Origin of the sequence: Thermomonas sp., assembly GCF_029945965.1 — a bacterium.
Lineage (GTDB): Bacteria > Pseudomonadota > Gammaproteobacteria > Xanthomonadales > Xanthomonadaceae > Thermomonas.
Genome location: NZ_JAQSDO010000008.1, coordinates 218,024 through 240,552, shown reverse-complemented (window position 1 = coordinate 240,552; position 22,529 = coordinate 218,024). Strand labels below are relative to the sequence as shown.

19 protein-coding genes and 1 pseudogene are annotated in these 22,529 nt (G+C 63.7%); 12 read left to right on the top strand and 8 right to left on the bottom strand.

Annotated features, from left to right (window positions below):
- The first annotated feature begins 141 nt into the window (after positions 1 to 141).
- The gene (plsB, locus tag PSV05_RS04165) at positions 142 to 2,718 is read left to right on the top strand and encodes a glycerol-3-phosphate 1-O-acyltransferase PlsB (protein WP_300062261.1); all 2,577 of its coding nucleotides are present in this window, start codon (positions 142 to 144) and stop codon (positions 2,716 to 2,718) included.
- 50 nt (positions 2,719 to 2,768) lie between these two features.
- Here plsB and PSV05_RS04160 read toward each other — a convergent pair whose 3' ends face one another.
- The 4 genes from PSV05_RS04160 to PSV05_RS04145 form a co-directional block, all read right to left on the bottom strand.
- The gene (locus tag PSV05_RS04160) at positions 2,769 to 4,766 is read right to left on the bottom strand and encodes a winged helix-turn-helix domain-containing protein (protein ID WP_300061895.1); all 1,998 of its coding nucleotides are present in this window, start codon (positions 4,764 to 4,766) and stop codon (positions 2,769 to 2,771) included.
- Positions 4,767 to 4,915: 149 nt separating this feature from the next.
- Complete coding sequence (locus tag PSV05_RS04155; RefSeq protein ID WP_300061892.1) at positions 4,916 to 7,318, bottom strand: YadA-like family protein; 2,403 nt, start codon at positions 7,316 to 7,318, stop codon at positions 4,916 to 4,918.
- Between the two features lie 268 nt (positions 7,319 to 7,586).
- The gene (locus tag PSV05_RS04150) at positions 7,587 to 8,543 is read right to left on the bottom strand and encodes a class I SAM-dependent methyltransferase (protein WP_300061889.1); all 957 of its coding nucleotides are present in this window, start codon (positions 8,541 to 8,543) and stop codon (positions 7,587 to 7,589) included.
- 179 nt (positions 8,544 to 8,722) lie between these two features.
- Entirely contained in the window at positions 8,723 to 8,941 is a 219-nt protein-coding gene (locus PSV05_RS04145) for a YdcH family protein (protein ID WP_300061886.1), read from the bottom strand.
- A gap of 65 nt (positions 8,942 to 9,006) precedes the next feature.
- On the opposite strand from PSV05_RS04145, the gene ttcA reads away from it, so the two are divergent.
- The 4 genes from ttcA to PSV05_RS04125 all read left to right on the top strand — a co-directional run bounded on the left by ttcA (position 9,007) and on the right by PSV05_RS04125 (position 12,363).
- On the top strand, positions 9,007 to 9,960 hold the full coding sequence (gene ttcA / locus PSV05_RS04140; RefSeq protein ID WP_300061885.1) for a tRNA 2-thiocytidine(32) synthetase TtcA: 954 nt from the start codon (positions 9,007 to 9,009) through the stop codon (positions 9,958 to 9,960).
- A gap of 76 nt (positions 9,961 to 10,036) precedes the next feature.
- Positions 10,037 to 10,942, top strand: coding sequence for a recombination-associated protein RdgC (locus PSV05_RS04135; RefSeq protein WP_300061882.1), 906 nt, complete (start codon positions 10,037 to 10,039; stop codon positions 10,940 to 10,942).
- 34 nt (positions 10,943 to 10,976) lie between these two features.
- Positions 10,977 to 11,774, top strand: a complete 798-nt coding sequence (locus PSV05_RS04130; RefSeq protein WP_300061879.1) for a SprT family zinc-dependent metalloprotease — start codon at positions 10,977 to 10,979, stop codon at positions 11,772 to 11,774.
- Positions 11,775 to 11,820: 46 nt separating this feature from the next.
- On the top strand, positions 11,821 to 12,363 hold the full coding sequence (locus PSV05_RS04125) for a hypothetical protein (protein ID WP_300061876.1): 543 nt from the start codon (positions 11,821 to 11,823) through the stop codon (positions 12,361 to 12,363).
- 23 nt (positions 12,364 to 12,386) lie between these two features.
- On the opposite strand, the gene PSV05_RS04120 is transcribed toward PSV05_RS04125, so the two are convergent.
- Together PSV05_RS04120 and hemH are read right to left on the bottom strand one after the other, a co-directional pair.
- On the bottom strand, positions 12,387 to 13,244 hold the full coding sequence (locus PSV05_RS04120) for an alpha/beta hydrolase (protein WP_300061873.1): 858 nt from the start codon (positions 13,242 to 13,244) through the stop codon (positions 12,387 to 12,389).
- 2 nt (positions 13,245 to 13,246) lie between these two features.
- Positions 13,247 to 14,224, bottom strand: coding sequence for a ferrochelatase (gene hemH / locus PSV05_RS04115; RefSeq protein WP_300061870.1), 978 nt, complete (start codon positions 14,222 to 14,224; stop codon positions 13,247 to 13,249).
- Between the two features lie 150 nt (positions 14,225 to 14,374).
- Between hemH and PSV05_RS04110 the strand changes: the two genes are divergently transcribed.
- From PSV05_RS04110 to PSV05_RS04090, 5 genes are read left to right on the top strand one after another with little or no spacing between them, the layout of a single operon-like run.
- Complete coding sequence (locus PSV05_RS04110; RefSeq protein ID WP_300061867.1) at positions 14,375 to 15,262, top strand: lipid-binding SYLF domain-containing protein; 888 nt, start codon at positions 14,375 to 14,377, stop codon at positions 15,260 to 15,262.
- 48 nt (positions 15,263 to 15,310) lie between these two features.
- The gene (gene tatA / locus PSV05_RS04105) at positions 15,311 to 15,550 is read left to right on the top strand and encodes a Sec-independent protein translocase subunit TatA (protein WP_300061863.1); all 240 of its coding nucleotides are present in this window, start codon (positions 15,311 to 15,313) and stop codon (positions 15,548 to 15,550) included.
- Positions 15,551 to 15,588: 38 nt separating this feature from the next.
- Positions 15,589 to 16,002 carry a Sec-independent protein translocase protein TatB gene (gene tatB, locus PSV05_RS04100; protein ID WP_300061860.1) on the top strand — a complete coding sequence of 138 codons (414 nt, stop codon included), beginning with the start codon at positions 15,589 to 15,591 and terminating at the stop codon, positions 16,000 to 16,002.
- Positions 15,992 to 16,750, top strand: coding sequence for a twin-arginine translocase subunit TatC (gene tatC / locus PSV05_RS04095; RefSeq protein WP_300061857.1), 759 nt, complete (start codon positions 15,992 to 15,994; stop codon positions 16,748 to 16,750). The genes tatB and tatC overlap by 11 nt, the downstream gene beginning before the upstream one ends.
- Positions 16,731 to 17,534, top strand: coding sequence for an RDD family protein (locus tag PSV05_RS04090; protein WP_300061854.1), 804 nt, complete (start codon positions 16,731 to 16,733; stop codon positions 17,532 to 17,534). The genes tatC and PSV05_RS04090 overlap by 20 nt, the downstream gene beginning before the upstream one ends.
- Before the next feature lie 16 nt (positions 17,535 to 17,550).
- Here PSV05_RS04090 and PSV05_RS04085 read toward each other — a convergent pair whose 3' ends face one another.
- Positions 17,551 to 18,471 (bottom strand): hypothetical protein, encoded by a 921-nt coding sequence (locus tag PSV05_RS04085; protein WP_300061851.1) that lies wholly within the window; start codon positions 18,469 to 18,471, stop codon positions 17,551 to 17,553.
- Positions 18,472 to 18,540: 69 nt separating this feature from the next.
- Positions 18,541 to 19,278: pseudogene (locus PSV05_RS04080) on the bottom strand (glutamine amidotransferase).
- 160 nt (positions 19,279 to 19,438) lie between these two features.
- On the opposite strand from PSV05_RS04080, the gene glyQ reads away from it, so the two are divergent.
- A complete protein-coding gene (gene glyQ / locus PSV05_RS04075) occupies positions 19,439 to 20,407 on the top strand; it encodes a glycine--tRNA ligase subunit alpha (protein WP_300061848.1) in 969 nt (322 codons plus the stop codon).
- Positions 20,404 to 22,491, top strand: coding sequence for a glycine--tRNA ligase subunit beta (glyS, locus tag PSV05_RS04070; protein ID WP_300061845.1), 2,088 nt, complete (start codon positions 20,404 to 20,406; stop codon positions 22,489 to 22,491). The genes glyQ and glyS overlap by 4 nt, the downstream gene beginning before the upstream one ends.
- Positions 22,492 to 22,529: the final 38 nt, after the last annotated feature.

Sequence of the window (22,529 nt, the reverse complement as noted above, 5' to 3'; positions counted from 1 at the left end):
ATGGAGGGTGCTGCCGATCCAGGCCGGGCGTCCGACGGCGCTGCCGGGCTGCCGCCCTTGCCATTGCCGACATTCCTGGCCGAGACGGCATCGTCCGAATCCACTTCCGCTTCCGAACCAGCAGCGCAACCCGCAACGGAAATGCCCGCCGTCGCCAAGGCGAAACTCAAGCCACCGCTTTGGGCCCGGATCCTGGGCCGCCTGGCCGACCCGTGGCTCAGGCTCGACATCGAGCCCAACCAGCTCGACCAGCCCGACCAATTCGAGGCGCTCGATGATGGCCGCCCGGTCTGCTACGTGCTGGAGGACTACGGCCTGTCGAATGCGTTGATCCTGCAGCGTGCCTGCCGTGAAGCCGGCCTGCCGTCGCCGTTGCAGCCGATGGCCGGCGACCCGCTGGGTCGCAAGCGCGCGTATGTAGCGTTGTCGCGCCGCCATGCCAATGCGCTGGGGCTGTTGCCGGGGCCAGAACACAAGACCCATTCCGGTTCGCTGGCGCGCCTGCTGCAGGCGCACCGCAACAATCCGTCACTGGACGTGCAACTGGTGCCGGTGTCGATCTTCGTCGGCCAGGCGCCGAACCGCAGCAGCGGCTGGTTCTCGGTGCTGTTCTCGGAAAACTGGACGATTGTCGGGCGCTTCCGCAGATTGCTGGCGATCCTGCTCAACGGCCGCGACACCCTGGTCCAGTTCGCGGTGCCGGTGTCGCTGCGCGGGATCGTCAATGAAGACCTGCCGCCCGAACGCACCGTACGCAAGCTGTCGCGCGTGCTTCGCACGCACTTCCGGCGCCTGCGCGAGGTGGTGGTTGGCCCCGACCTGTCGACCCGGCGCATGCTGGTCGACTCGGTACTTGCCGCCGCGTCAGTGCGTGACGCGATCGCCGACCAGGCCCGGCGCGACAAGAGCACGCCCGAGGCCGCATGGCACAAGGCGCAGGGCTTCGCCTACGAAATCGCCGCCGATTATTCGCACCCGGTGGTGCGCTCGGCGAGCTACCTGCTGACCCCGATCTGGAACCGGATCTACCGCGGCGTGCTGGTCCACCACCTGGACGGCTTCAAGCAGGACGCGCCCGGGCACGAAGTCGTATACGTGCCGACCCACCGCAGCCACATGGATTACCTGCTGCTGAGCTATCTGCTCTACACCCATGGCATCGTGCCGCCGCACATCTTCGCCGGCATCAACCTCAACCTGCCGGTGGTCGGCACGCTGCTGCGCAAGGGCGGCGCCTTCTTTGCCCGCCGTAGCTTCCGCGGCAACGCGCTGTATTCGGCGGTGTTCCGCGAATACATGGCGCAGCTGGTCGCCGGCGGTTATTCGATCGAATATTTCATCGAGGGTGGGCGCTCGCGCACCGGCCGCCTGTTGCAGCCCAAGGGCGGCTCGCTGGCGATGACGGTGCGCGCCTACCTGCGCCAGCCGACCCGGCCGGTGCTGTTCCAGCCGGTCTACATCGGCTACGAAAAACTGATGGAAGGCAGCAGCTACCAGGATGAACTGACCGGCAAGACCAAGCCCAAGGAATCGATCTGGCAATTGCTGGGCGGTATTCCAAAAGTCCTGCGCAGCAATTACGGGCAGGTGGTGGTGAATTTCGGCGAACGCATCTACCTGGACGAAATGCTGGCCAAGCATGCACCCGACTGGGACGGCAAGGCGGTCGCCGAGGACGACAAGCCAGCCTGGCTGGGCACCACCGTGGACGCGCTGGCCAAGCGCATCCAGGTCAACTGCAACCGCGCCGCCGACGTCAACCCGATCAACTTGCTGGCGCTCGCCCTGCTGTCCACGCCCAAGCACGCGATGGGTGAAGCCGACCTGCTGGCGCAGATCGCCCTGAGCAAGGTGTTGCTCAGCGAACTGCCGTATTCCGACCTCGTCACGGTGACCCCGCATACGCCCCGCGAAATCGTGGCGCATGGCGAGGAAATCGGCACCCTGACCCGCATCGCGCATCCGCTGGGCGACGTGCTCAGCGTGGATGGCGAGAACGCGGTGCTGCTCAGTTATTTCCGCAACAACGTGCTGCACCTGTTCACCGCATCGGCATGGATCGCGGTGTGCTTCCTCAACAACCGGCGCATGGGCCGGCTGCAGTTGCAGCGCATCGGCCGCACGCTCTACCCGTTCCTGCAGGCCGAACTGTTCCTGCCGTGGGATGAAGACGGCTTCGCCGCACGCATCGACGCCACCATCGAGGTATTTATCCGTGAAGGCCTGCTGCAACAGGTCAGCACCGACGATGGCGGCATCCTCGCCCGCAGCGCTGGCCAGACCGACGAAGTATTCCGCCTGCGCGCGCTTGGCCATGCCTTGCAGCAGGCGTTCGAGCGTTACTACATCGCGATTTCGGTACTGGTGAAAAATGGCTCGGGTGCGCTCGGCGCTGGCGAACTGGAGACCCTCTGCCAGCAGGCGGCACAACGCCTGAGCCTGCTGTACGCGCCTGCCGCGCCGGAGTTCTTCGACAAAGGCCTGTTCCGCGGCTTCATCCTGAAACTGCGCGAACTGCGTCTGGTATGGCCGGACGAGAACGGCAAGCTCGCCTTCGACGACCGCCTGAACGCCTGGGCCAAGGATGCGCGAGTGGTGCTGGGCCGCGAACTGCGCCACACCATCGAAAAAATCAGCCCCGATACCAGTCGCGTCACCGGGGAGTTCGCGGCGATTGATGTGCGAGCGGATTCCGAAGAGGAAAAGGGGTCAGAGTGAAGTTTTGCGGTCAGCTTCGATCTGGGCACACATTCCAACGGGCGCAAAATTCACTCTGACCCCTTTTCCGCCCCTGGCGCTTTTTTCTCCGGCACTTTTCCGGCAGCACGCGCACTGTGCAGGCCGATGCCGGGCAAGCCGACCTGTTTCATCAAGGCGGCGAAACGCGGGTCGCTACGGATGTTGTCCAACAGCGGATCGAACGCCAGGTACATGAAGCTGGCATCGCGCAGTTGCGCCGAACGTTGCAGCCACAGGAAGGCCTTGTCGGGTTCACCGCGCCATGCGTAGACCTCGGCCAATTGGTACGGCGTGATGAAGCCGTAGCGGCTACCAAGCAATTGCAGCTCGCGCTCGGAACCAGCGTTGTCGCTCATGCTGTAGTGCGCCAGCGCGGCACCGGTCAGGCGGAACACATGGGCGCTGTCCTCGAAATGCTCCATCGCGATTTTAGGACGATCTTGCAACAGTTCCATCAGGCCCAGGTAGTAGTGCGCATGTTCGTCCAGCGGCTCTATTCGCACCGCCTGCTCCAGTACGTCTTGAGCCTCGGCGTAGCGCCCCAGTGACAGCAGGTGATAGCCACGCACGGTGAAGCCGGTACTCTTGGTCGGATCGAGCTGCACGGCACGCTGGGTCAGCGCCAGCGCATCTTCCATGCGGCCAGTGGCCGCGCGCAGGCGCGACAGCCGATACATGAAACCGGGATCGTCGCGCAGCCCCAGCCGGGCCGCCTCGGCAAAATCACGATCCGAGCCCTGCCAGTCCCACCAGTGCGCATAGCGCATGTCGGCACGCTGCAAGTACAAGTCGGCGCGGCCCGGCGCCAATCGGATGATCCGATCAAGGATCTCCAGCGCCTCGCGCTTGCCGGCCAAGGCTTCCTCGGCACTGTCCGCATACAGACCTATATTGCCAAGCACGCCCGATAACCCCAGCCACGCATCCACATAGCCAAGATCCAGCGCAACCGCACGACGATAAGCATTGAGCGTACGCCGCTCGCTGGTCTCGTCATTCTTGTAGACATGGTTGGCGAACAGGAATTGGGTGTAGGCCTCATGGTTGAGCGTGCCGTGCCGGCTCAATGCATGCGCTTGCTCCGGTAACAGTTCGATGCGCAACGCATCCAGCACCGCGCTGGTGATCTCGTCCTGCATCGCGAACAGTTCGGTGACCGGGCGGTCGTAGGTTTGCGACCACCGGTGGTAGCCATCGGCGGTGTCGATCAGCTGCAGGCTCACCCGCACCCGTCCCTCGGATTTGCGCACGCTGCCTTCCAGCACGCTGGCGACATTCAAGGCGCGGCCGATGCTGGGGATGTCGGCCTTGCTGTCGCGGAAGGCGAATGAGGACGTGCGTGCGGCGATCTTCAATTGCTGCAGTCGCGACAGGTTGTCCAGCAGTTCTTCCGCAAGTCCGTCGGCGAAATAGGCCTGGTCCTGCAGCGGACTGAGATCGACGAAGGGCAGTATCGCAATCGATGCCACGGTCGGCACGGTCGGCGTGGCAGAAGCCTCTGCGGAATCCGTGATCGGCAACAGGAACGCCGTCCCGATCGCCAACAGCACGAGGCAGGCGACCAGCGCATCCACCGCATTGGATCGCCAAGTGCGGGCTGGGCGCAGCGCCTGAATCGGGGCAGGTGCAGGCTGCGGCACTTGCAGCGCCGGCGACGGATCGGTGTATGCCTGAGTGTCTGGCTGGATCCGCTCCACCTGTGCGATCAAGCGGTAGCCATAGCCATGCACGACCCGCAGCAGGCTGCTGTCCTCGTCGTCCAGCGCATGCCGCAACCGGCTGATCGCCTTGGCCAGGGTGTTCTCGGCCACGATCCGTCCACTCCAACCGACTTCGAGCAGGGTGTCCTTGTGCACCACCTCGCCAGCGTGGCGCAGCAGATGGGACAGCAGGGCGCTACCGCTGCGTTCGAGCGCGACGTCGACGCCATGCACCGAAAGCTTCGCCTGCACCTCGTCGAAGCGAATGTGCGCGAAGCGCCAGCACGCTGGCGACCCCAATGAGTCCGCATCGATCGGCCGCTCCACCCGCCCCCCGTGGCCGCGTCGAGATGACGACCAGACAGATTCTGCGGACAGCATACGCGCGGATTCGGACGGACAACCACGAAAAGCGGGGGCAGTTGCCCACCCCCGCCCGACCTTGCGGTCTACTCCACCACTGGAGTGAGGCCCGATTACCAACTGAAGCCAGTACCGGCGGAGACGCTGGTGTCGCCACCGGAGAACGCGCCGGTCAGCGAGGCGCTCACGTTCGGGAGCAGCAGGCGCTGGTAGCTGATCGCCACTGCCGAACGCCCGCCCTGCACGCCCACGCCCACGCCGATCCGGTTGGTGCCGGGCAGGCCGGCGGTATTGATCGCCGCCGAAGTCATCGCGCTGCCCATCGCCCCGATCCGGTCGATGCGTGCATCGGTATGCGCAAAACGCAAGTCCACTGCCTGCTGGTATTGGGTAAAGCTGTCGCTCCAGGCGGCGAAGCGATTGTCGGTATATGCGTTGGCCGTGCTGACCGCAGCAGTGGACCGGGTGTCGGCATAGGCCTTGGCCGAAGTCAGGGTGCCCGCATCGCCGGTGGTGGCGAATGTGTTCGCCGAAGCCAGGGTCGTGGCATCACCGGCATCTGCATGCACGTTCGCTGTATTGAGGGTGGCGGCATCACCAGCATCGACATACGCCGGATCCGCACCATTGGCACCAGTAGGTCCTTGTGGGCCTACGGGACCCTGCGGGCCTGCCGGGCCAGTGCTGCCAACACTGCCTGTGGGTCCTTGCGGGCCGCCAGGACCCGTCGGACCCTGCGAACCGCCAGGACCTGCCGGACCTTGAGGGCCGGGCACGCCTGCCGTTGCGGCCAGGGACGTCAAGCTGGCATCGACTGCAGCGAATGCCGCGCCCACATTGTTGTAGTAGGTGCCCTGGATGGTGAAGGTAGGCGCGGTGAAGTTGCCGCCAGACCATGCTGCGCCGCCGCCCAACATGCTGGCCAGCGTGTTGCCCCAGAAATTGCCCACCCCGTTCAACTGCCGCAGGTTGACCGCATCGGTGTCCTGGGTGCCGTCCGCCAGGTGGATGATCTGGTGCTCGCCGCCGGTCCTGCCGACCGCTATCGCATAGTCGCGGTCGGCAATCGCGTTGAACCCGAGCGCCGTGCTGCCTACGTTGAGCGCACGGCTGGCGACACCGAATGCCGAACTTCCCTCACCCAGCGCCTCGGTGGATTCACCGGCTTCCGTGTAACCGTTGCCATTGAAATCCCACCAACTGCCGACTGCCACCGAACTTTTCTTTATCGCCGAGGTATTGGATCCCACCGCTACACTATTGATCGCTGCCGCATATACGACTACGCCAAGTGCCGCGGATTCCTGACCGTATGCTGCAGCCCCATAACCAACCGCTGCGGCAAACGGTGCGTTCGACCCAGTAAAGGTCTGATTTCCCATGGCCACCGACCGCTCGCCCTTGGCCTGGCTCCTAAGGCCAAAGACTACGCTGTTATCTCCCGTCGCCGTGGTGCGTTCGAATGCGTCCACCACGCCATTGTTGTTGAGGTCAAACCAACCGCCCACGGCTATTGAACCCACCCCGGTGGCGGTTACCGCATAGCCCATCGCCACCGAATGGCCGCCATCGGCGTGATTGTTCGCGCCTACCGCGGTCCCGCCGAACCCGGCCACGACATTGTTGTAGCCGAATGCGGAACCGTTGCCGGCGCCGGCAAGAATCTGATTGTAGAACCCGAACGCGGTGCCATTTGTGTCGTGCACTTCGTTGGCGTAGCCCACCGCGCTGGCACGATCGGCGCTGGCCTCATTGCCAAAACCTATCGCCGTCGAACTGCTCCCGGAAGCAATCGATGCCACGCCGAACGCGGAACTGCCGGCGCCAAAAGCCCTGGTGCCGTACCAGGTGCCGCCGAAATTCCATGCGCCCCCGACTGCAACCGAGTTGTCGTTCGTGGCCTCACTACCCACGCCCATGGCGACGCTTTGGTAGCCCGATGCCGTGTTGCCGACGGTGTAGTTGTTGTTCGAATTCAACGGGTCCACCACCACATAGCCGCTGCCAATCGCGACCGAATTGTTGCCGGTGGCGCGCTGCACGCGGCCGAACGCCACCGCTTCGCCGCCGGTGGCCCGGGTATCGATGCCGGTGGCAACCGACAGGTCGCCAGACGCCAGCACCGCAACGCCCAGCGCGACCGCCGGACCCGCTGCAGTCGCACGCGCAAGGTTGCCGAAGGCGACACTGGCGAACCCGTACGCCACCGTCATCTCGGTGGGTTCGATGATGTTGTTGCCATTGAGATCGAAGCCATTGCCGATCGCGATCGAAAGCACACCGCTTGCATTCACGTTGTGACCATAAGCGATGGCATTGGGATCGCACGTGGTCACATTGACGCCGCTCTCGAGTCCTTGGTCGGTGCTCGGTGCCGGCACCACATCGGTTCCGTCAGGGTTCTTGCAGGGATCATCCGCAGCAAACGCTGACATCGAGCCCAGCCCCAGCAACAGGGCCACGCTGAGGCGACTGAAGGTCAGCACGGGCCAACCGCGTACGTGTTGCAGGTTCATGGCGTACTCCTTGTGGTGGTGCCCTCATGGGCGCCCCGAGTACGCGCTCGCGTCGTGCGACAGGTCTTTCCCCATTGCTGACCAGTTGTGATCGTTTGTGATTGCCTGTGCGATCAAGTACTTGCAATGTGCCTGTGGCGATATCAGAAAGAAACATGGGGGTCTGGATCACTTCCGTTTCCGGGAAGTGATCCAGACCCCCTTGTTTGGCCGCGCGTGACCGCAAAATTACAAACCAAGTTGAGCAACGAGACCGCAATTTTATTAGTTACTGCGCTTCCATGGAAAGGTAGATCACTGCCCCCGTCGTATCGGAGAACACCTCTCTGTTGCCAATGCTTGACGCAGGAATCATGGCGGCGAGGTTCTGCATTGCACTGGCATCCCGATAAAGAAGATTCCAGCCCATGTACGCTTCCATGTAGCCGACGTCGACCGTGTTTGGCGTGTAATTACCAATCAATAAGCGCCCTCTTGGGCGCAGCATTCTGAAGAGTTTTCTTGTTAGACCCTGTGCCACGGGCTCATCTAAATAATCATAGAGTCCGGCGGTATAAATGTAGTCGAACGATTCGGCAGGAGAATCGTCGGTCAGCAAAGCTTTAACTGACTCCCGTTTGCATTCAACGCCTAGTTGACCCCATGTGTTCTGAACGAAGTTTACTGTCACGGGGTCCTGGTCTAGCCCGGCAAAACGACCAAATGCACGTGCTTGAACTGACGTTGACAACTCCAATTCCCGCATGTGCCCACAGGCCACGGACAGGATGTGCGAGGAGGCGAGGCGCGCACACTGCATATCAATCTGTGCAGCTAGAAAAGTGCGGCGTTCGCGCACCGCCGTAGGCGCTTGACAACGAATCGTATGGCTAAAAACGGCAGCGCCCAGCGCAGAGACCGGGTCAGCACTAAATCCTTTGTAATCTCCGCCGTAGATAATATCCAGAAGTTCAGCGTCGCCTTGGTATCCACGCGACATTGAAAATGCTCTAGCGGTTAGCGGATCCTGATGCAGGACTTGACGAAGTGGATGATCAAGGCAAAGGGTGACGATGTGTTGCCATTGCGGAGTCGCCAGCTTTCGCCGCTGCGTGCGCAGATACCACGAAAGTGCCGCGAGTGCGGCATCAAGCGTCTCGGGCCTCCTCATAAGATCCGCGTACACCTGATCCAGAAATTCGGCAGCCATCGTTGGTGAAAACAGGCCATCGGCACTGTCTGACATAGAAGACTCCTCTTTCTAAGTTGATGGCTGGGGGGATTGCCCCTCATGGGAGTCATGAGTACGCGCCACACCGTGCGACAGGTCTTTCCCCGTTGCTGACCAGTTGTGACAATTTGTGATCGCCTGCGCGATCAAGCACTTGCAATGTGCCTGTGGGCAAAAAGGGGCCCAAGCCCGCCTTATGCCGGTTCGTCCGGAATCAACGCACTCTCGATCCAGGTGATCTGGTCCTTGAGCTGCAACTTGCGTTTCTTCAGGCGTTTGAGCGCCAGTTCGTCGGCCTGGATGTCGGCGGCGAAACGTTCGATCACGGTGTCCAGGTCACGGTGCTCCTGGCGCAGTTCAACCATGCGCCGGGTCAGGCGTGCAAGCTCGGCGGGATCATGCGGCAGGCTCATGGCCGCAGCATAGCGCGCCGCCAACGCAGTGCCGACCAGTCACTGACAGGTAAAATGGCGGCCTGATGAATGCCGTCCTGCCAATTCCAAGCATCCTGCCCCTCTCCCCGAAGAACACGTTGGCAATCGCCGAACCGCTGCCGCACACGCGACATCCCGGCAATGCGCCGGCCAAGCGCGAAGCTGACAAGCTGGGCAAGCGCCTGCGCCACCAGGTTGGCCGCGCGATCGCCGATTTCGGCATGATCGAGGCTGGCGACAAGGTCATGGCCTGCCTGTCCGGTGGCAAGGACAGCTACACGATGCTGGACGTGCTGCTGCAACTGCAGAAGAAGGCACCCGTCGAGTTTTCGATCACCGCGGTCAACCTCGACCAAAAGCAGCCTGACTTCCCGGAACACGTGCTGCCCGATTACCTGCGTGGCCTTGGTGTCGACTTCCAGATCATCGAGCAGGACACCTATTCGGTGGTCAGCCGGGTGATTCCCGAAGGCAAGACCATGTGTTCGCTGTGCTCGCGGATGCGGCGCGGCGCGCTGTACAACCATGCCGCTGCCAATGGCTTCAGCAAGATCGCGCTTGGCCACCACCGCGATGACCTGGTCAACACGTTTTTCCTCAACATGTTTTTCCACGCCAAACTGTCCGGCATGCCACCCAAGCTGCTCAGCGATGACGGCAAACATGTCGTCATCCGCCCACTGGCCTATGTGCGCGAGGACGACATCGAAGCCTACGCCGCATACAAACAATTCCCGATCATTCCCTGCAACCTGTGTGGCTCGCAGGAAAACCTGCAGCGCAAGCAGGTATCGAGGATGCTGGCAGGCTGGGAGAAAGACTCACCGGGCCGCATCGAAACCCTGTCGCGCGCACTGGGCGACATCCGCCCGTCGCACCTGAGCGATCCGAACCTGTTTGATTTCGCCAGCCTCGGCAAACGCGGCGATGTCACGATGCCAAACACACTTGCACAGACGCATGCGTGGCTCGCAGGTGGCGAGACCGCCGGCAACTAGTCTTTCGCCCCTCCCCCTGAGTGCAGGGAGAGGATGGGAGGGGTTGCTCTTCCCACAACAACAACTGGATGACTGAATGTTCTTTAGAAACCTGACCCTGCTCCGCTTTCCCACTTCGCTCGACCTCACCGACCTCGACACCCAGTTGGCGACCTGCGCGCTCAAACCGGTCGGCCTGCTGGAACTGTCCAGCCGTGGTTTTGTCGCGCCGATGGGCCAGCACCATGAAGGCCTGGACCACGCAATCGATGGCACCCACTGGCTGACCGTGGGCGGCGAAGACAAGCTGCTGCCCGGCGCGGTGGTCAACGACCTGCTGCAGAAGAAACTGGCCGTCATCGAAGAAAAGGAAGGCCGCCGCCCCGGTGGTCGTACCCGCAAACGGCTGAAGGAAGACCTGGTAGCCGAGTTGCTGCCACGCGCGTTCGTGCGCCCGGTGCGCACCGACGCACTGCTGGACACCAAGCTGGGCGTGATCGTGGTGGATACCTCATCGCGCAAGAATGCAGAAGCGGTGGTATCGGAAGTGCGTCGCGCGCTGGGCAGCTTCCCGGCGCTTCCGGTGAATGCCGAAGTCGCGCCGCGCGCGATTCTTACCGGCTGGATCGCCGGCGATGCATTGCCGGAAGGCCTGTCGCTGGGCGATGAATGCGAACTGCGTGATCCCTCCGACAGCGGCGCGGTGGTCAAGGTCCAGCGCATGGAACTGTCTGGCGAAGAAATCGCCAAGCACCTGGAAGCCGGCAAGCAGGTGACGCGCCTGGCACTGGTGCTGGATGACCACGTCTCGTTCGTACTCGGCGAGGACCTGGTGATCCGCAAGTTCAAGCTGCTCGATGGCGCCGTCGATCAACTGGAGTCCAGCGAACGCGAGGACGTGCGTGCGGAACTCGAAGCCCGTTTCGCGCTGATGTCCGGGGAATTCAAGCGCCTGTTCCTGGTGCTGGAAACCGCGCTGAAGCTGAGCAAGGCGGATGCCTGAGTCAAGTAGCGGCATTGCATCGTAAGCTGCACGAATGCAATCCCTGTTCCGCCTGCTCTCGCCCGCACGCACCGCGCCGGTAACACCACGCATGCAGCGCGACACCATCACGTTTGTGCTCGATGACGGCCGCCCCATCGACGTGCTGCGCGTGCGCGATCCGCGTGCGCGGCGGGTCAAGCTGTCGGTGGACGAACGCGGCGCGCGACTGAGCCTGCCGCTGCGTGCAAGCACGTTGGCCGGCGAGCGTTTCCTGCACGAACATCGCGGCTGGCTGGCGGCGCAACTGGCCGTGCATGCGCAACCCACGGATGCAGGCCTGCAACGGGATATCACTGATGCGCTTCCCCTGCGCGGCGGGATGCATCCGTTGCATTGGAGCGCGGGTCGCGCGACCCGGCTCGACATCGAACCGGACGGCAGCCTGCTGTTCGCCGCGCCGGCGCGCGCGGGCGCTGCCGCGCTGCAACGTGGGCTACGGGATTTCTACGAAGCGCAGGCGCGCGCCGATGTCGGCCGCTGGTTGCCAAAGTACCTGCACGAGCTACCGCGCGTGCCGCGGCGGATCGTATTCCGGCGCACGTCTTCGCAATGGGGCTCGCTGGCGCCGGACGCCAGCCTGTCGCTGGACCTGGCACTGGTGCTGGCACGTCCGTCCGCGTTCGAATACGTGCTGGTGCATGAGCTGTGCCATCTGCTGCATGCCGACCATTCACGCCGCTTCTGGCGCGAGGTCGAGCTGCGTTTCCCGGACTGGTGCGCCGAGCGCGATTACTTCCGTGCCCATGGCCGGCAGCTGAAAGGCCAGCTACGGGGACTGCTGGCCGGTTGAAAGGCACTTGTCCGTTTGCCTAATCGATCACTACAGGGGAACCACCATGGCGACACGCTCCAACCCGGCCCGCTCCCACACGGTGCGCTTGCTGCTTCCAGTACTGGCCATCGGCCTGCTGCTGCCGTTGACCGCCTGCCAGAAGGCGGCCGAAAAGGCGGCCGAAGCGGCCATGGAACGAGCCACCGGCAACAAGGTCGACCTGGACAAGGATGGCGGCACCATGACCATCAAGTCGGACGAGGGCGAGATCAAGGTCGCCACCAGCCAGAATGGCCAAAGCGTGCCGTTGCCGGAGGATTTCCCCAAGGACGTGTTCCTGCCCGAGCACAGCGCGGTCAACAGCGCCATGGACATGGCCGGCATGAAGATGGTGAACATGGTCAGCGACGCCTCCTCAAACGATGTCTCCACCACCATCCAGAAATCCATGGAAGCGCAGGGCTGGAAACGCGAGATGGCGATGCAGGCCGCCGAGGGCAGCGCAACCTTGGTCTACAGCAAGGACAAGCGCCAGACCGTCTACCAGATGATGAAGGGTGACAACGGCGGCACCCAGATCGCGATCCGCACCGGCGGCGAAGGCTGACGGCCTGCCTCAGGCGCAGCTGGTCAGGCCTGCCGCAAGAAATCCCCAATGGCTGCAGCCACCGCGGCCGCTTGATCCATGTGCAGGTGATGGCCACCAAGCATCATTACCAGTTCGCTGTGTGGCAGCAGCGCCGCGCGCCGGCGCCGAAGATCGTCGGGCAGATAGGCTTGGGCGGGCACGCCGAAGATCACCATCGCGGGACAGTCGATGCCGGCCACCAGGTTTTCGACCTGCATTTCAGTCATTCGGGTCATGGTCGGCAAGGTCAGGCGCGGATCACTGCTCCAGGCGTAGCCGCCTTCGACCTCTGCCAGTCCGCGCTCGACCAGCAAGCGAACCAGCGGCTCGGTGAGCCCGCTTCCGGGCACCCGGGTAGCCTGCATGCGTGCGCGGATCGCGGTATCGATATCGGGAAACACACGGAGCCGCTTGTTGGGTAGTGCGCGATGCGCTGCGACCGCCTCGCGCATCCGCGCCACCGTGTGTTCGGGCGCTTCCGCCAGCGCGCCCAGTGCTTCGATCGCCACCAGCCGTTCGATCCGTTCGGGACATGCCGCGGCAATCAGGCTGCCGATGCCGGCGCCCATCGAATGCCCGAGCAGGGCAAACCGCTCCCAGCCCAGCGCGTCAGCCACATCCAGGATCGCGTTGATCGCACCGACGAAGGAATAGTCGGTGCCCGGCGGCAGATGCGCGCTGCGGCCGTGGCCGGGCTGGTCGATCGCAACCAGGTCAATGCCATGCAGATGCTGCGCCAGTGGAATGAAACTGGCCGCGTTGTCCAACCAACCATGCAGGGCCAGCACGCGCGGGCCGTCGCCACTGTTGCGCAGGCCGGCGACGCGACCCATCGGGATATCGACGAGGAACTCGCGCATCATCACCAACCCTCGTTGCCCATCGCCAAAGCAGCCAGTGCATCGGCATGCGCATCGCCGGCATTCAGGCACGGGATATAGCGCAGCGACTGTCCGCCGGCTTCGCGGAAGGCCTTGGCGTTTTCCATCGCGATTTCCTCCAGCGTTTCCAGGCAATCCACCGCGAATCCGGGACAGGCCACGTCAAGCGTACGCACGCCATCGCGTGCGAGTTGTTCCAGCGTGGCCTGCGTATACGGCTGCAGCCATTGCTCACGACCGAAGCGCGACTGGAAGGTCAGCAGGATCTCGTCGCGCGCGATGCCAAGCGCGCCTGCAATTGCCTGCGTGCTGCCCTCGCAGTGCGCTGCATACGGATCGCCGCCATCGACCAGCCGCTGTGGAATGCCGTGGAACGACAGCAACAAGCGCTCGCCGCGGCCGTTGGCATCCCAGTGGGCGCGGATCGAATCGGCCACCGCACGTGCCCAGCCGGCATCGCGGTGGTAATCGGCCAGCATCGCAACCTCCAGCCCCTTGCCATGTGCGTCGATGACATCGGCCACTGCGGCCGTCGTGGTGGTCGAATACTGCGGATACAGCGGCAAGACCCGCACCTCTCGCGCACCTTCGCTGCGTAGCCGGGCCAGCGCGGACGCCAACGATGGTTCGCCATAGCGCATCGCATGCGTCACTTGCCACTGGGGCAAGCGTGCCTGCACAGCCTTGGCCAGTGCGGCGGTATGCACCGCCAGCGGCGAGCCATCTGGCAGCCATACCGCCGCGTATTTGCGCGCGACCTTCGGGCTGCGCAGCGGCAGGATCACGAAATGCAGCAACGGGCACCACAGCCAGCGGGTCAGCTGGACCACGCGGTGGTCGTGCAGGAACTGCGCCAGGTAGCGACGCACGGCGCTTGCAGTGGGCGCAGCGGGCGTGCCCAGGTTGACCAGGAGGAGTGTGTTTTTTGGCGCGGCGCGGGGAGTGTCGTGCTTAAGCATCGGCATAGGATGGCAGCGTGGGCGCAGCGGCGATAGCACGGCTGATCGAAGGTGTGTCGTCCGGCCCATGCAATCCTGCGGCACCGGCTTATGATGGATTCATGCCGATGGCGCCAGCATGTTGCGTCGCCCACTCCGCCGGAGATCCCCATGAAGCGCACCCCCATGAAGCCTGCCCCACGCCGTCGCCTTGCGTTCGCCCTTGCCGGCCTGCTGGCCGCATCCGCCGCGATTGCCGGCGCCCGCGAAGACGTACGCGCGGAGGATGCCGTGCGCGTGGTCCGGGAGATCCAGTCGATCCCGGAATCCGGAATTCCCGACCGCCTGCTGGATGAAGCGCGCGGAATTGTCGTGGTGCCCAACACCATCAAGGCCGGGTTTTTCCTTGGCGGCCGCCGTGGCTTGGGCCTGATGTCGGTGAAGACCGCTAATGGCACCTGGTCGAACCCGGTGTTCGTGAAATTGGCCGGCGCCAGCTTCGGTTTCCAGGCCGGGGTGCAATCGGCTGACGTAATTATGGTGTTCCGCAGCGACCGTGGGCTGGAGTCGATCGTCAACGGAAAGTTCACCCTGGGCGCCGATGCCAGCGTGGCCGCCGGTCCGGTTGGGCGCAGTGCCGCCGCCGCCACCGATGGCGAGTTCAAGGCCGAGATCTGGTCATGGTCGCGCGCACGCGGGCTGTTTGCCGGCGTCGCCCTGGACGGTGCGGTGCTGTCGATCGACAACGGCGCCAACAGCAGCGCGTACGGCGAGGGCGTGACCCCGCGCATGGTGTTCGAGGGCCGCGCGACACAGCCGGCATCGTCGGCGATTGTCGGTTTCCGTGACGCGCTGGAGGAAGCCACCGCCGGTGCGCGCCAGACCCGCGCGCGCAAGCAGGCCAATGCCGCTGCGGCCAGTGCCCCGGCAAGCATGAGCGCGCCGACCAATCCCGGCACGACCGTGCAACCGGTCGACAACCACAATCCGGCGACCACAACGCCGCTGTCAGATGCGCCAGTAAAACCGACGCCGGCTGCGGCCAGCACCAGTCCGTAAGCGCGCAGGCGCTAGAATTGGGTTTCCTACTCTCGTAAAGGTGCGTCCATGGGCAGCTTCAGCATCTGGCACTGGCTGATCGTGCTGGTGATCGTCGTGCTGGTGTTCGGCACCAAGCGCTTGACCGGCGGTGCGCGCGACCTCGGCAAGGCGGTCGACGAGTTCAAGAAAGGCATGCGTGGCGACGATGACAAACCAGCCGCGCGCATCGGCGAGAACGCCGACAAGACCGACGACAGCGCGAAGACCGGAAGCGAACAACGCGACCGCGACGACGTCGCCCGCTGATCCGTCGCGGATAGGACGGGCGGGGCGGGCCTTTCAGGATGTTTGATTTCTCCTTCGGCGAGATGCTGGTCGTCGGGCTGGTCGCGCTGGTCGTGCTCGGCCCCGAGCGCCTGCCCAAGGCAGCCCGCTTCGTTGGCCTGTGGGTGCGGCGCGCGCGCGCGCAGTGGTATTCGGTGAAGAGCGAGCTTGAGCGCGAACTGGCCACTGAAGAACTACGCCGCAGCCTGGCCGACGGTCATCAGGTGATGCGCGAAACCGAAGCACATCTGCGCGCGACCGATCTGGAGATCCGCACCGCGGTGTCCGACACCGCCACCGAAGTGCGCGCGCCGATTGCTGAAGTGAATGCCGCTGCGGCCGAAATCCACATGGAACAACCCGCGGACGATGCTGCGGACGACGCCACGGATGCCACCGCAGGCACGCCCAAGCAGGACGCACATGGACAGTGATGTCGGCACCGGCGCCGAACGGCCACTGATTGCGCATTTGCTGGAGCTGCGCTCGCGCCTGTTGCGCGGGGTCGTGGGCCTGTTGCTGGTGCTGGCGGCGATGCTGCCGTTCGCCAACAAGCTCTACGCACTGTTGGCGCAACCGCTTCTGGACAAGCTGCCCAAGGGCGGCCAGCTGATCGCCACCCAGGTCGCATCACCCTTCTTCGCGCCGATGAAGCTGGCGTTCTTCGCCGCGCTGATGGTGTCGATGCCATGGCTGCTCTACCAAGTCTGGGCGTTCGTCGCGCCAGGTTTGTATCGGCGCGAGAAGAAACTCGCGCTGCCGCTGCTGGGGTCGGCGCTGGCGCTGTTCTACGCCGGCTGCGCGTTCGCATTTTTCCTGGTGCTGCCGATGGTGTTCGGCTTCCTGGCGCGGGTGACCCCGAGCGGGGTGGCGATGATGACCGACATCAGCGCCTACCTCGATTTCGTGCTGGTGTTGTTCCTCGCCTTTGGCCTGTCGTTCGAGCTGCCGGTGGCGCTGGTGATCCTTGCATTACTCGGCTGGGTGACCCCGAAGCAGCTGCGCGAAGGTCGCGGCTATGCGGTGGTTGGCGTCTTTGTCGTCGCTGCGGTGCTGACCCCGCCTGACGTGGTCTCGCAGTTGATGCTGGCGATCCCGATGTGCCTGCTTTACGAAGCCGGGATCATCGCCGCAACCATGGTTACACCGCGGACGGCAGCGGATGCAGACGCCCGCGACTGAGCAGGAGGCTGTTGCGCTGAAGTCTGCGGCCCTGAAGTCCGCGGCGATTGTTCGTGCAGGCCTGGATCCTGCCGACTTTGAGCTTGCAGCCCTGAAGCCGGCGAACCTCAAGGAACGCTACGTCGCCTGGTCGCTCGACGCCGCCTGCCTGCTGCCAGCGCTGCTCCTGCTTGCCAGCTCGCGTCTGCAACACGACATGGCCAGTGCGGGCGCGGCGATGGCTTCGCTCAAGCAAGCCCTGCCGCAGCTGATGGAAGGCATGCTGGCCAATCCGCAGCCGACCGTGCAGATGGCGCAGTCCTGGCTGGCCAATCCGCTACTGGCCGGTGACGTTGGCCGCCTCGAAGCTGCCATGAGCGACATGCTGATGACGCCGATGCTGCTCTATGTGTTGCTGGCACTGGTGTGGTCGGTGGGTTTCGAGTCGTCGCGCTGGCAGGCCACGCCCGGCAAGCGCGCGCTGGGTCTGGTGGTTGCGAGCGCCGATGGCAAAAAAATCACCACTGGCCATGCCTTGCAGCGCTTCCTGGCTTCATCGCTGTCGTGGCTCAGCCTCAACATCGGCCATGCGATGGTAGCGCTGCCGCCCAAGCACCTCGCCCTGCACGACCGCATCAGCGATACGCGGATCCTGCGCGAGCGCAGCAATGACAGCCTCCCGGCCTGGGCATGGGGATGGCTGATCTTGCAGGGCGGCGCCGCGCTCGCGGCATTCCTGTGGATTTTCATCCATGTGCAGACCGCGATGAGCGCGGCCATGCAACAGGTGATGGGCGGGCTTTAGTCCTGCCAGCCGCCGGTCAGAGTTCGAGCTGGTCCGCCCGCGCCAACGGCGGCGGCGCATCGGTGCAGATGTCGCGCCACATGAAGTACATGACGCCGAACATCACTACGTATATCAGCAGGATCATGCCGAAGTAGATCGGCACCAGCAGCACCAAGGCCAACACCTTGCTGATCATGCCGGCAATCAGCGTGATGATGCCTGCCACCAGCACCACCCCAAGGGTCAATACCAGCATCCCCAGCACCGACAACACCGCCAGCACAATGATCGGCAGCACGTTCTTGATGGCGCCGCGCAGGCCATCGACGAAGGCCTCGCCAACCCTCCGGCCACCCAATGCCACTTGCCCGAAGCCGACGGCATACACGCCGCCCATGAACATGGCGAACAGCGAACCGACGCTCATGATCCGGCCCAGGCCTTCCGGCATCTCCGCAAGATTCGGTGGCGGCGCCGTCCCGCCGGCTGCCTGCATCGCTTGTGCAGAGGTAATGAGTTCCCAGTACCAGCGCATGAAATCCTTGCCGAACAGGCTGATCACCGCGACGAACACGCCCAGATAGATCACCATCATCAGCACGCCAAAGCCGATCAGCCGACCACGCACCTGGCTTTCGCGGAAGGTATCGAAGATCGCGGTGGCATGCGTCGGCTGGCCATTCTCGGCAGCGTGAATGACCCGCAGCAGTCCACCAATCAACAGCGCGGTGACCACCATCGACACCACGGTCGTGATCGCCATGACCGCCACGATGGCGCTGGGGCTTTCCTTGAAAACATATTGCAGGACGATCTGCAACACGCTCGGGATCAGGGCCACGACCGCCATCAAGGCAGTTGCGCCAAAAATGGCCTTGGGATTGTTGCGACCCAGGTTGATCGCCTGTTGCAACCAGCCCCAGCCCCTGCCAGGTCCCACCGCACGTGTCGTCATTCCATATTCCCCGAGAATCGTCCGATTCCAGACCCGGTCAGCATACCCAAACCGGGACGGTGGCAGGCGTCAATTCGATGCGAGCGCCACGAACCGGCGCAATAGCTGGCGCGCCAGCGGCGTCGCCCGCACCGCATGTTCCATTGCTGCGGCATTGCTGCCTTCATTGGCCAGCGCCTCACGCCGCGCCTGGATATAACCGCGCATGTGGGTGGTGCTGAATTCGGGATGGAACTGCACGCCCCAGGCGCTCTGGCCCCAGCGGAATGCACAGGCCGCATCCTGCCTGGAGGTCGCCAACAGTTGCGCACCTTCTGGCAATGCCAGCACCGTCTACAGGTGGGTGGCCTGCGCCGTGAACCGCGCTTGCAGGCCAGCAAACAAGGGATCGTCACCCGCATCCGGCTGCAGATCGATGTCAACCGTGCCCATCTCGCGACCAGTCGGGTTGTAACCGACCTGTCCGCCCAACGCATGCGCAATTAGCTGGTGGCCATAGCAGATGCCAAACAGCGGCAGCCCGGCATGCGCGGCATCGCGCAGCCAGGCGGCGCTGGCCTCGCTCCACGGCAGCAGGTCGGTGACCATCGCCCCGGAACCGGTGACGATCACGCCGGCGAAACCCTCACGGGTCGGCAGCGGCTCACCGCCGCTCCCATCAGGGTCGGCGACATCAATCACCACCACGTCGTCATCGCGCAACCCGGCCGCAACCCGGATCCAGTGGGCGAAGCTGCCATATCGGCGCATCGATGTGATCGGACGACCGGTTTGCAGGATCAGGAATGGGTGAGCTGCACGCGTCATGCGGATGCCCTATCTGCATCGGCAGCAGGCACGAACGCCCGGCCATGGATGGCTGGGCAGGGCGACACGGAAGCGGTATGTAACGCCATGGATGGCAGCCTGAAAGGTGGCAGGACGAGGGCACACTTATACTAACGGGCTCGCCGCACACGATGATCCCATGTCCAGCACTCCGCTCTTCGAAGGCATTACGTTCCAGGACCTGATCCAACGCCTGAATGCCTACTGGGCCGCCCAGGGCTGCGTGCTGATCCAGCCGCTCGACCTCGAAGTCGGTGCAGGCACTTTCCATCCGGCCACCTTCCTGCGCGCGCTCGGCCCGGAGCCGTGGAATGCGGCCTATGTGCAGCCGTGTCGCCGGCCCACCGATGGCCGCTACGGCGAAAACCCCAATCGCCTGCAGCGCTACTACCAGTACCAGGTGGCGATGAAGCCGTCGCCGGACAACATCGTCGAGCTGTATTTCGATTCGCTCAAGTCGCTCGGCATCGATCCATTGGTGCACGACTTGCGGCTGGTCGAGGACAACTGGGAATCGCCGACGCTTGGCGCCTGGGGCCTGGGCTGGGAAGTCTGGCTCAACGGCATGGAAGTCACCCAGTTCACCTATTTCCAGCAGGCCGGCGGAATGGAATGCCGGCCTGTGCTCGGCGAGATTACCTACGGCCTCGAGCGCCTGTGCATGTACCTGCAGAATGTGGACAACGTATTCGACATCGTCTGGACGCATGGTCCCACGGACTCGGAAGGACGCCGCACGCCGGTGACTTATCGCGATGTCTATCACCAGAACGAAGTCGAACAGTCCATCTACAACTTCGAGCATGCCGATGTTGCAGAACTGTTCCATCGCTTCGATGCCTGCGAGGCCGAAGCCTTCAAGCTGATCGAACTCGGCCTGCCGCTGCCGGCGTATGACCAGGTGTGCAAGGCCTCGCACAGCTTCAACCTGCTGGATGCACGCCGCGCGATCTCGGTCACCGAACGCCAGCGCTACATCCTGCGCGTGCGCAAGTTGTCGCAGGCAGTGGCCGAGGCGTACTTCGCGCAACGCGAGAAGCTTGGTTTTCCGGGCCTGAAAAAAGATGCCCTCAAGAAAGATGACGCAAAGCAGGAAGCCGCGGCATGAACATGCAATCCCTCCTGATCGAACTCGGCACCGAAGAGTTGCCGGTCAAGGCGCTGCCCGGGCTGGCGCAGGCGTTTTTCGACGGCGTGATCGGCGCGCTGGGAAAACGTGGTGTCGCCATCGAACTTGGTGATTCAAAGGCGCTGTATTCACCGCGCCGGCTCGCGGTAGTGCTGCCGGGCGTGGCGAGCGAACAGCCCGAGCAACGCAGCGAAGTACTGGGCCCGTATCTCAATATCGCGCTGGATGCGAACGGCGCACCGACGCGCGCACTGGAAGGCTTCGCCGCCAAGGCCGGCGTTGCATGGGATTCGCTGGAAAAAACCAGCGACGCCAAGGGCGAGCGCTTCGTGCATCGCGCGGTCACGCCGGGTGCGAAGACCGCCGACCTGCTGCAGTCCGTGCTGGACGAAGCATTGGCCGGCATGCCGATCCCCAAGCCGATGCGCTGGGGCGACCACGACTACGGCTTCGCGCGTCCGCTGCACTGGCTGGTGGCCTTGCTCGGCGATGAAGTCGTTCCACTACACGCATTCGGCATCGACGCCGGTCGCAACAGCCGCGGGCATCGCTTCCATCACGACAAACCCGTGTGGGTGCAGGCCGCCGGCGACTACGTTGATGCACTGCGCGGTGCGCATGTGCTGGTCGATCCGGACGAGCGCCGCGCGCGCATCGTGGCCGAAGTCGAAGCCGCCGCACACGCTGCAGGTGGCAGCGCACGCATCGATGTCGACAACCTGGAGCAGGTGAACTGCCTCAACGAATGGCCGGTCGCAGTGACCTGTGCGTTCGAGCACGACTTCCTGGCAGTGCCGCAGGAAGCACTGATCACCACCATGGAAACCAACCAGAAATTCTTCCCGGTGCTGGACAGCCACGGCAAGCTCAGCGAGTACTTCATCGGCATTGCCAACATCGAGTCGAAAGACCCGAATCAAATCCGCAAGGGCTATGAGCGCGTGATCCGTCCGCGTTTCGCCGATGCGCGGTTCTTCTTCGACGAAGACCTGAAGCAGGGTCTCGAAGCGATGGGCGCGGGCCTCGCGAGCGTCACCTATCAGGCCAAGCTGGGCAGCGTGGCCGACAAGGTCCAGCGCGTGGCTGCACTGGCCGAATCCATCGCGAAAGAGGTCGGCGTGGATCCGGCACTGGCGCGACGTGCGGCGGAGCTGGCGAAGAACGACCTGCAATCGCGCATGGTCAACGAATTTCCGGAACTGCAGGGCATTGCCGGTCGTCACTACGCGACCGCCGCAGGCGAACCGTCAGAGGTCGCGCTGGCGATCGATGAGTCCTACCGACCACGTTTCGCGCGAGATGACATTGCGTTGTCGCCGGTCGGCAAGGTACTGGCGATTGCCGAACGTATCGACACGCTGGCGGGCGGATTCGCCGCAGGCCTCAAGCCGACCGGCAACAAGGATCCGTTTGCGTTGAGGCGCAATGCGTTGGGGTTGGCGCGGACGATTATCGAGAGTGGGTTTGATTTCACCCTCTCCGAATATGTCACGCAGTCACTTGAATCGCTGCCTATCGATTTCGGATCCGAACGCGCGCTTGATTTCACAATGTATGAAATCGTCGATTTCATCCACGAGCGACTGCGCGGCTATTACAGCGACAAGGGCGTTCCTACACCACACTTCAATGCTGTCGCAGCTGTCTCTCCCGGGTCACTGTACGACTTCGACCGCCGCATCGATGCCATCGGCACATTCGCGCAACTGCCTGAAGCAGCCGCACTGGCCGCGGCCAACAAGCGCATTGGCAACATCCTCAAGAAGTCGGACGTGACAGTCGCCGATACCATCGACCACGACCTGCTCACCGAGCCAGCCGAGCGCGCGCTGGCCGAAGCGGTAGAAGCGGTTTATGCCGAAACCGGGCATGCTCTGGCGCATGGTGATTACGTGGATGCACTGGCCCATCTGGCACGATTGCGGCCGCAGGTGGATGCGTTCTTCGACCAGGTGATGGTCAATGTCGAAGACGAGAAGATTCGCCACAACAGGTTGGCCCTGCTGCGCCGGCTGGCGGATCGCCTGGGCAGCGTGGCCGCGATCGAGCATCTGTCGACCTGAGCCATGCAACGGCACTTGGCGGCGGGTGTTTCGCTCCG

What these genes read in the sequence shown, in the direction of transcription:
- plsB (WP_300062261.1), top strand. Translation starts at nt 142, where the DNA reads ATGCCCGCCGTCGCCAAGGCGAAACTCAAGCCACCGCTTTGGGCCCGG.
- PSV05_RS04155 (WP_300061892.1), bottom strand. Translation starts at nt 7,318, where the DNA reads ATGAACCTGCAACACGTACGCGGTTGGCCCGTGCTGACCTTCAGTCGC.
- PSV05_RS04150 (WP_300061889.1), bottom strand. Translation starts at nt 8,543, where the DNA reads ATGTCAGACAGTGCCGATGGCCTGTTTTCACCAACGATGGCTGCCGAA.
- PSV05_RS04145 (WP_300061886.1), bottom strand. Translation starts at nt 8,941, where the DNA reads ATGAGCCTGCCGCATGATCCCGCCGAGCTTGCACGCCTGACCCGGCGC.
- ttcA (WP_300061885.1), top strand. Translation starts at nt 9,007, where the DNA reads ATGAATGCCGTCCTGCCAATTCCAAGCATCCTGCCCCTCTCCCCGAAG.
- PSV05_RS04135 (WP_300061882.1), top strand. Translation starts at nt 10,037, where the DNA reads ATGTTCTTTAGAAACCTGACCCTGCTCCGCTTTCCCACTTCGCTCGAC.
- PSV05_RS04130 (WP_300061879.1), top strand. Translation starts at nt 10,977, where the DNA reads ATGCAATCCCTGTTCCGCCTGCTCTCGCCCGCACGCACCGCGCCGGTA.
- PSV05_RS04125 (WP_300061876.1), top strand. Translation starts at nt 11,821, where the DNA reads ATGGCGACACGCTCCAACCCGGCCCGCTCCCACACGGTGCGCTTGCTG.
- PSV05_RS04120 (WP_300061873.1), bottom strand. Translation starts at nt 13,244, where the DNA reads ATGCGCGAGTTCCTCGTCGATATCCCGATGGGTCGCGTCGCCGGCCTG.
- hemH (WP_300061870.1), bottom strand. Translation starts at nt 14,224, where the DNA reads ATGCTTAAGCACGACACTCCCCGCGCCGCGCCAAAAAACACACTCCTC.
- PSV05_RS04110 (WP_300061867.1), top strand. Translation starts at nt 14,375, where the DNA reads ATGAAGCGCACCCCCATGAAGCCTGCCCCACGCCGTCGCCTTGCGTTC.
- tatA (WP_300061863.1), top strand. Translation starts at nt 15,311, where the DNA reads ATGGGCAGCTTCAGCATCTGGCACTGGCTGATCGTGCTGGTGATCGTC.
- tatB (WP_300061860.1), top strand. Translation starts at nt 15,589, where the DNA reads ATGTTTGATTTCTCCTTCGGCGAGATGCTGGTCGTCGGGCTGGTCGCG.
- tatC (WP_300061857.1), top strand. Translation starts at nt 15,992, where the DNA reads ATGGACAGTGATGTCGGCACCGGCGCCGAACGGCCACTGATTGCGCAT.
- PSV05_RS04090 (WP_300061854.1), top strand. Translation starts at nt 16,731, where the DNA reads ATGCAGACGCCCGCGACTGAGCAGGAGGCTGTTGCGCTGAAGTCTGCG.
- PSV05_RS04085 (WP_300061851.1), bottom strand. Translation starts at nt 18,471, where the DNA reads ATGACGACACGTGCGGTGGGACCTGGCAGGGGCTGGGGCTGGTTGCAA.
- glyQ (WP_300061848.1), top strand. Translation starts at nt 19,439, where the DNA reads ATGTCCAGCACTCCGCTCTTCGAAGGCATTACGTTCCAGGACCTGATC.
- glyS (WP_300061845.1), top strand. Translation starts at nt 20,404, where the DNA reads ATGAACATGCAATCCCTCCTGATCGAACTCGGCACCGAAGAGTTGCCG.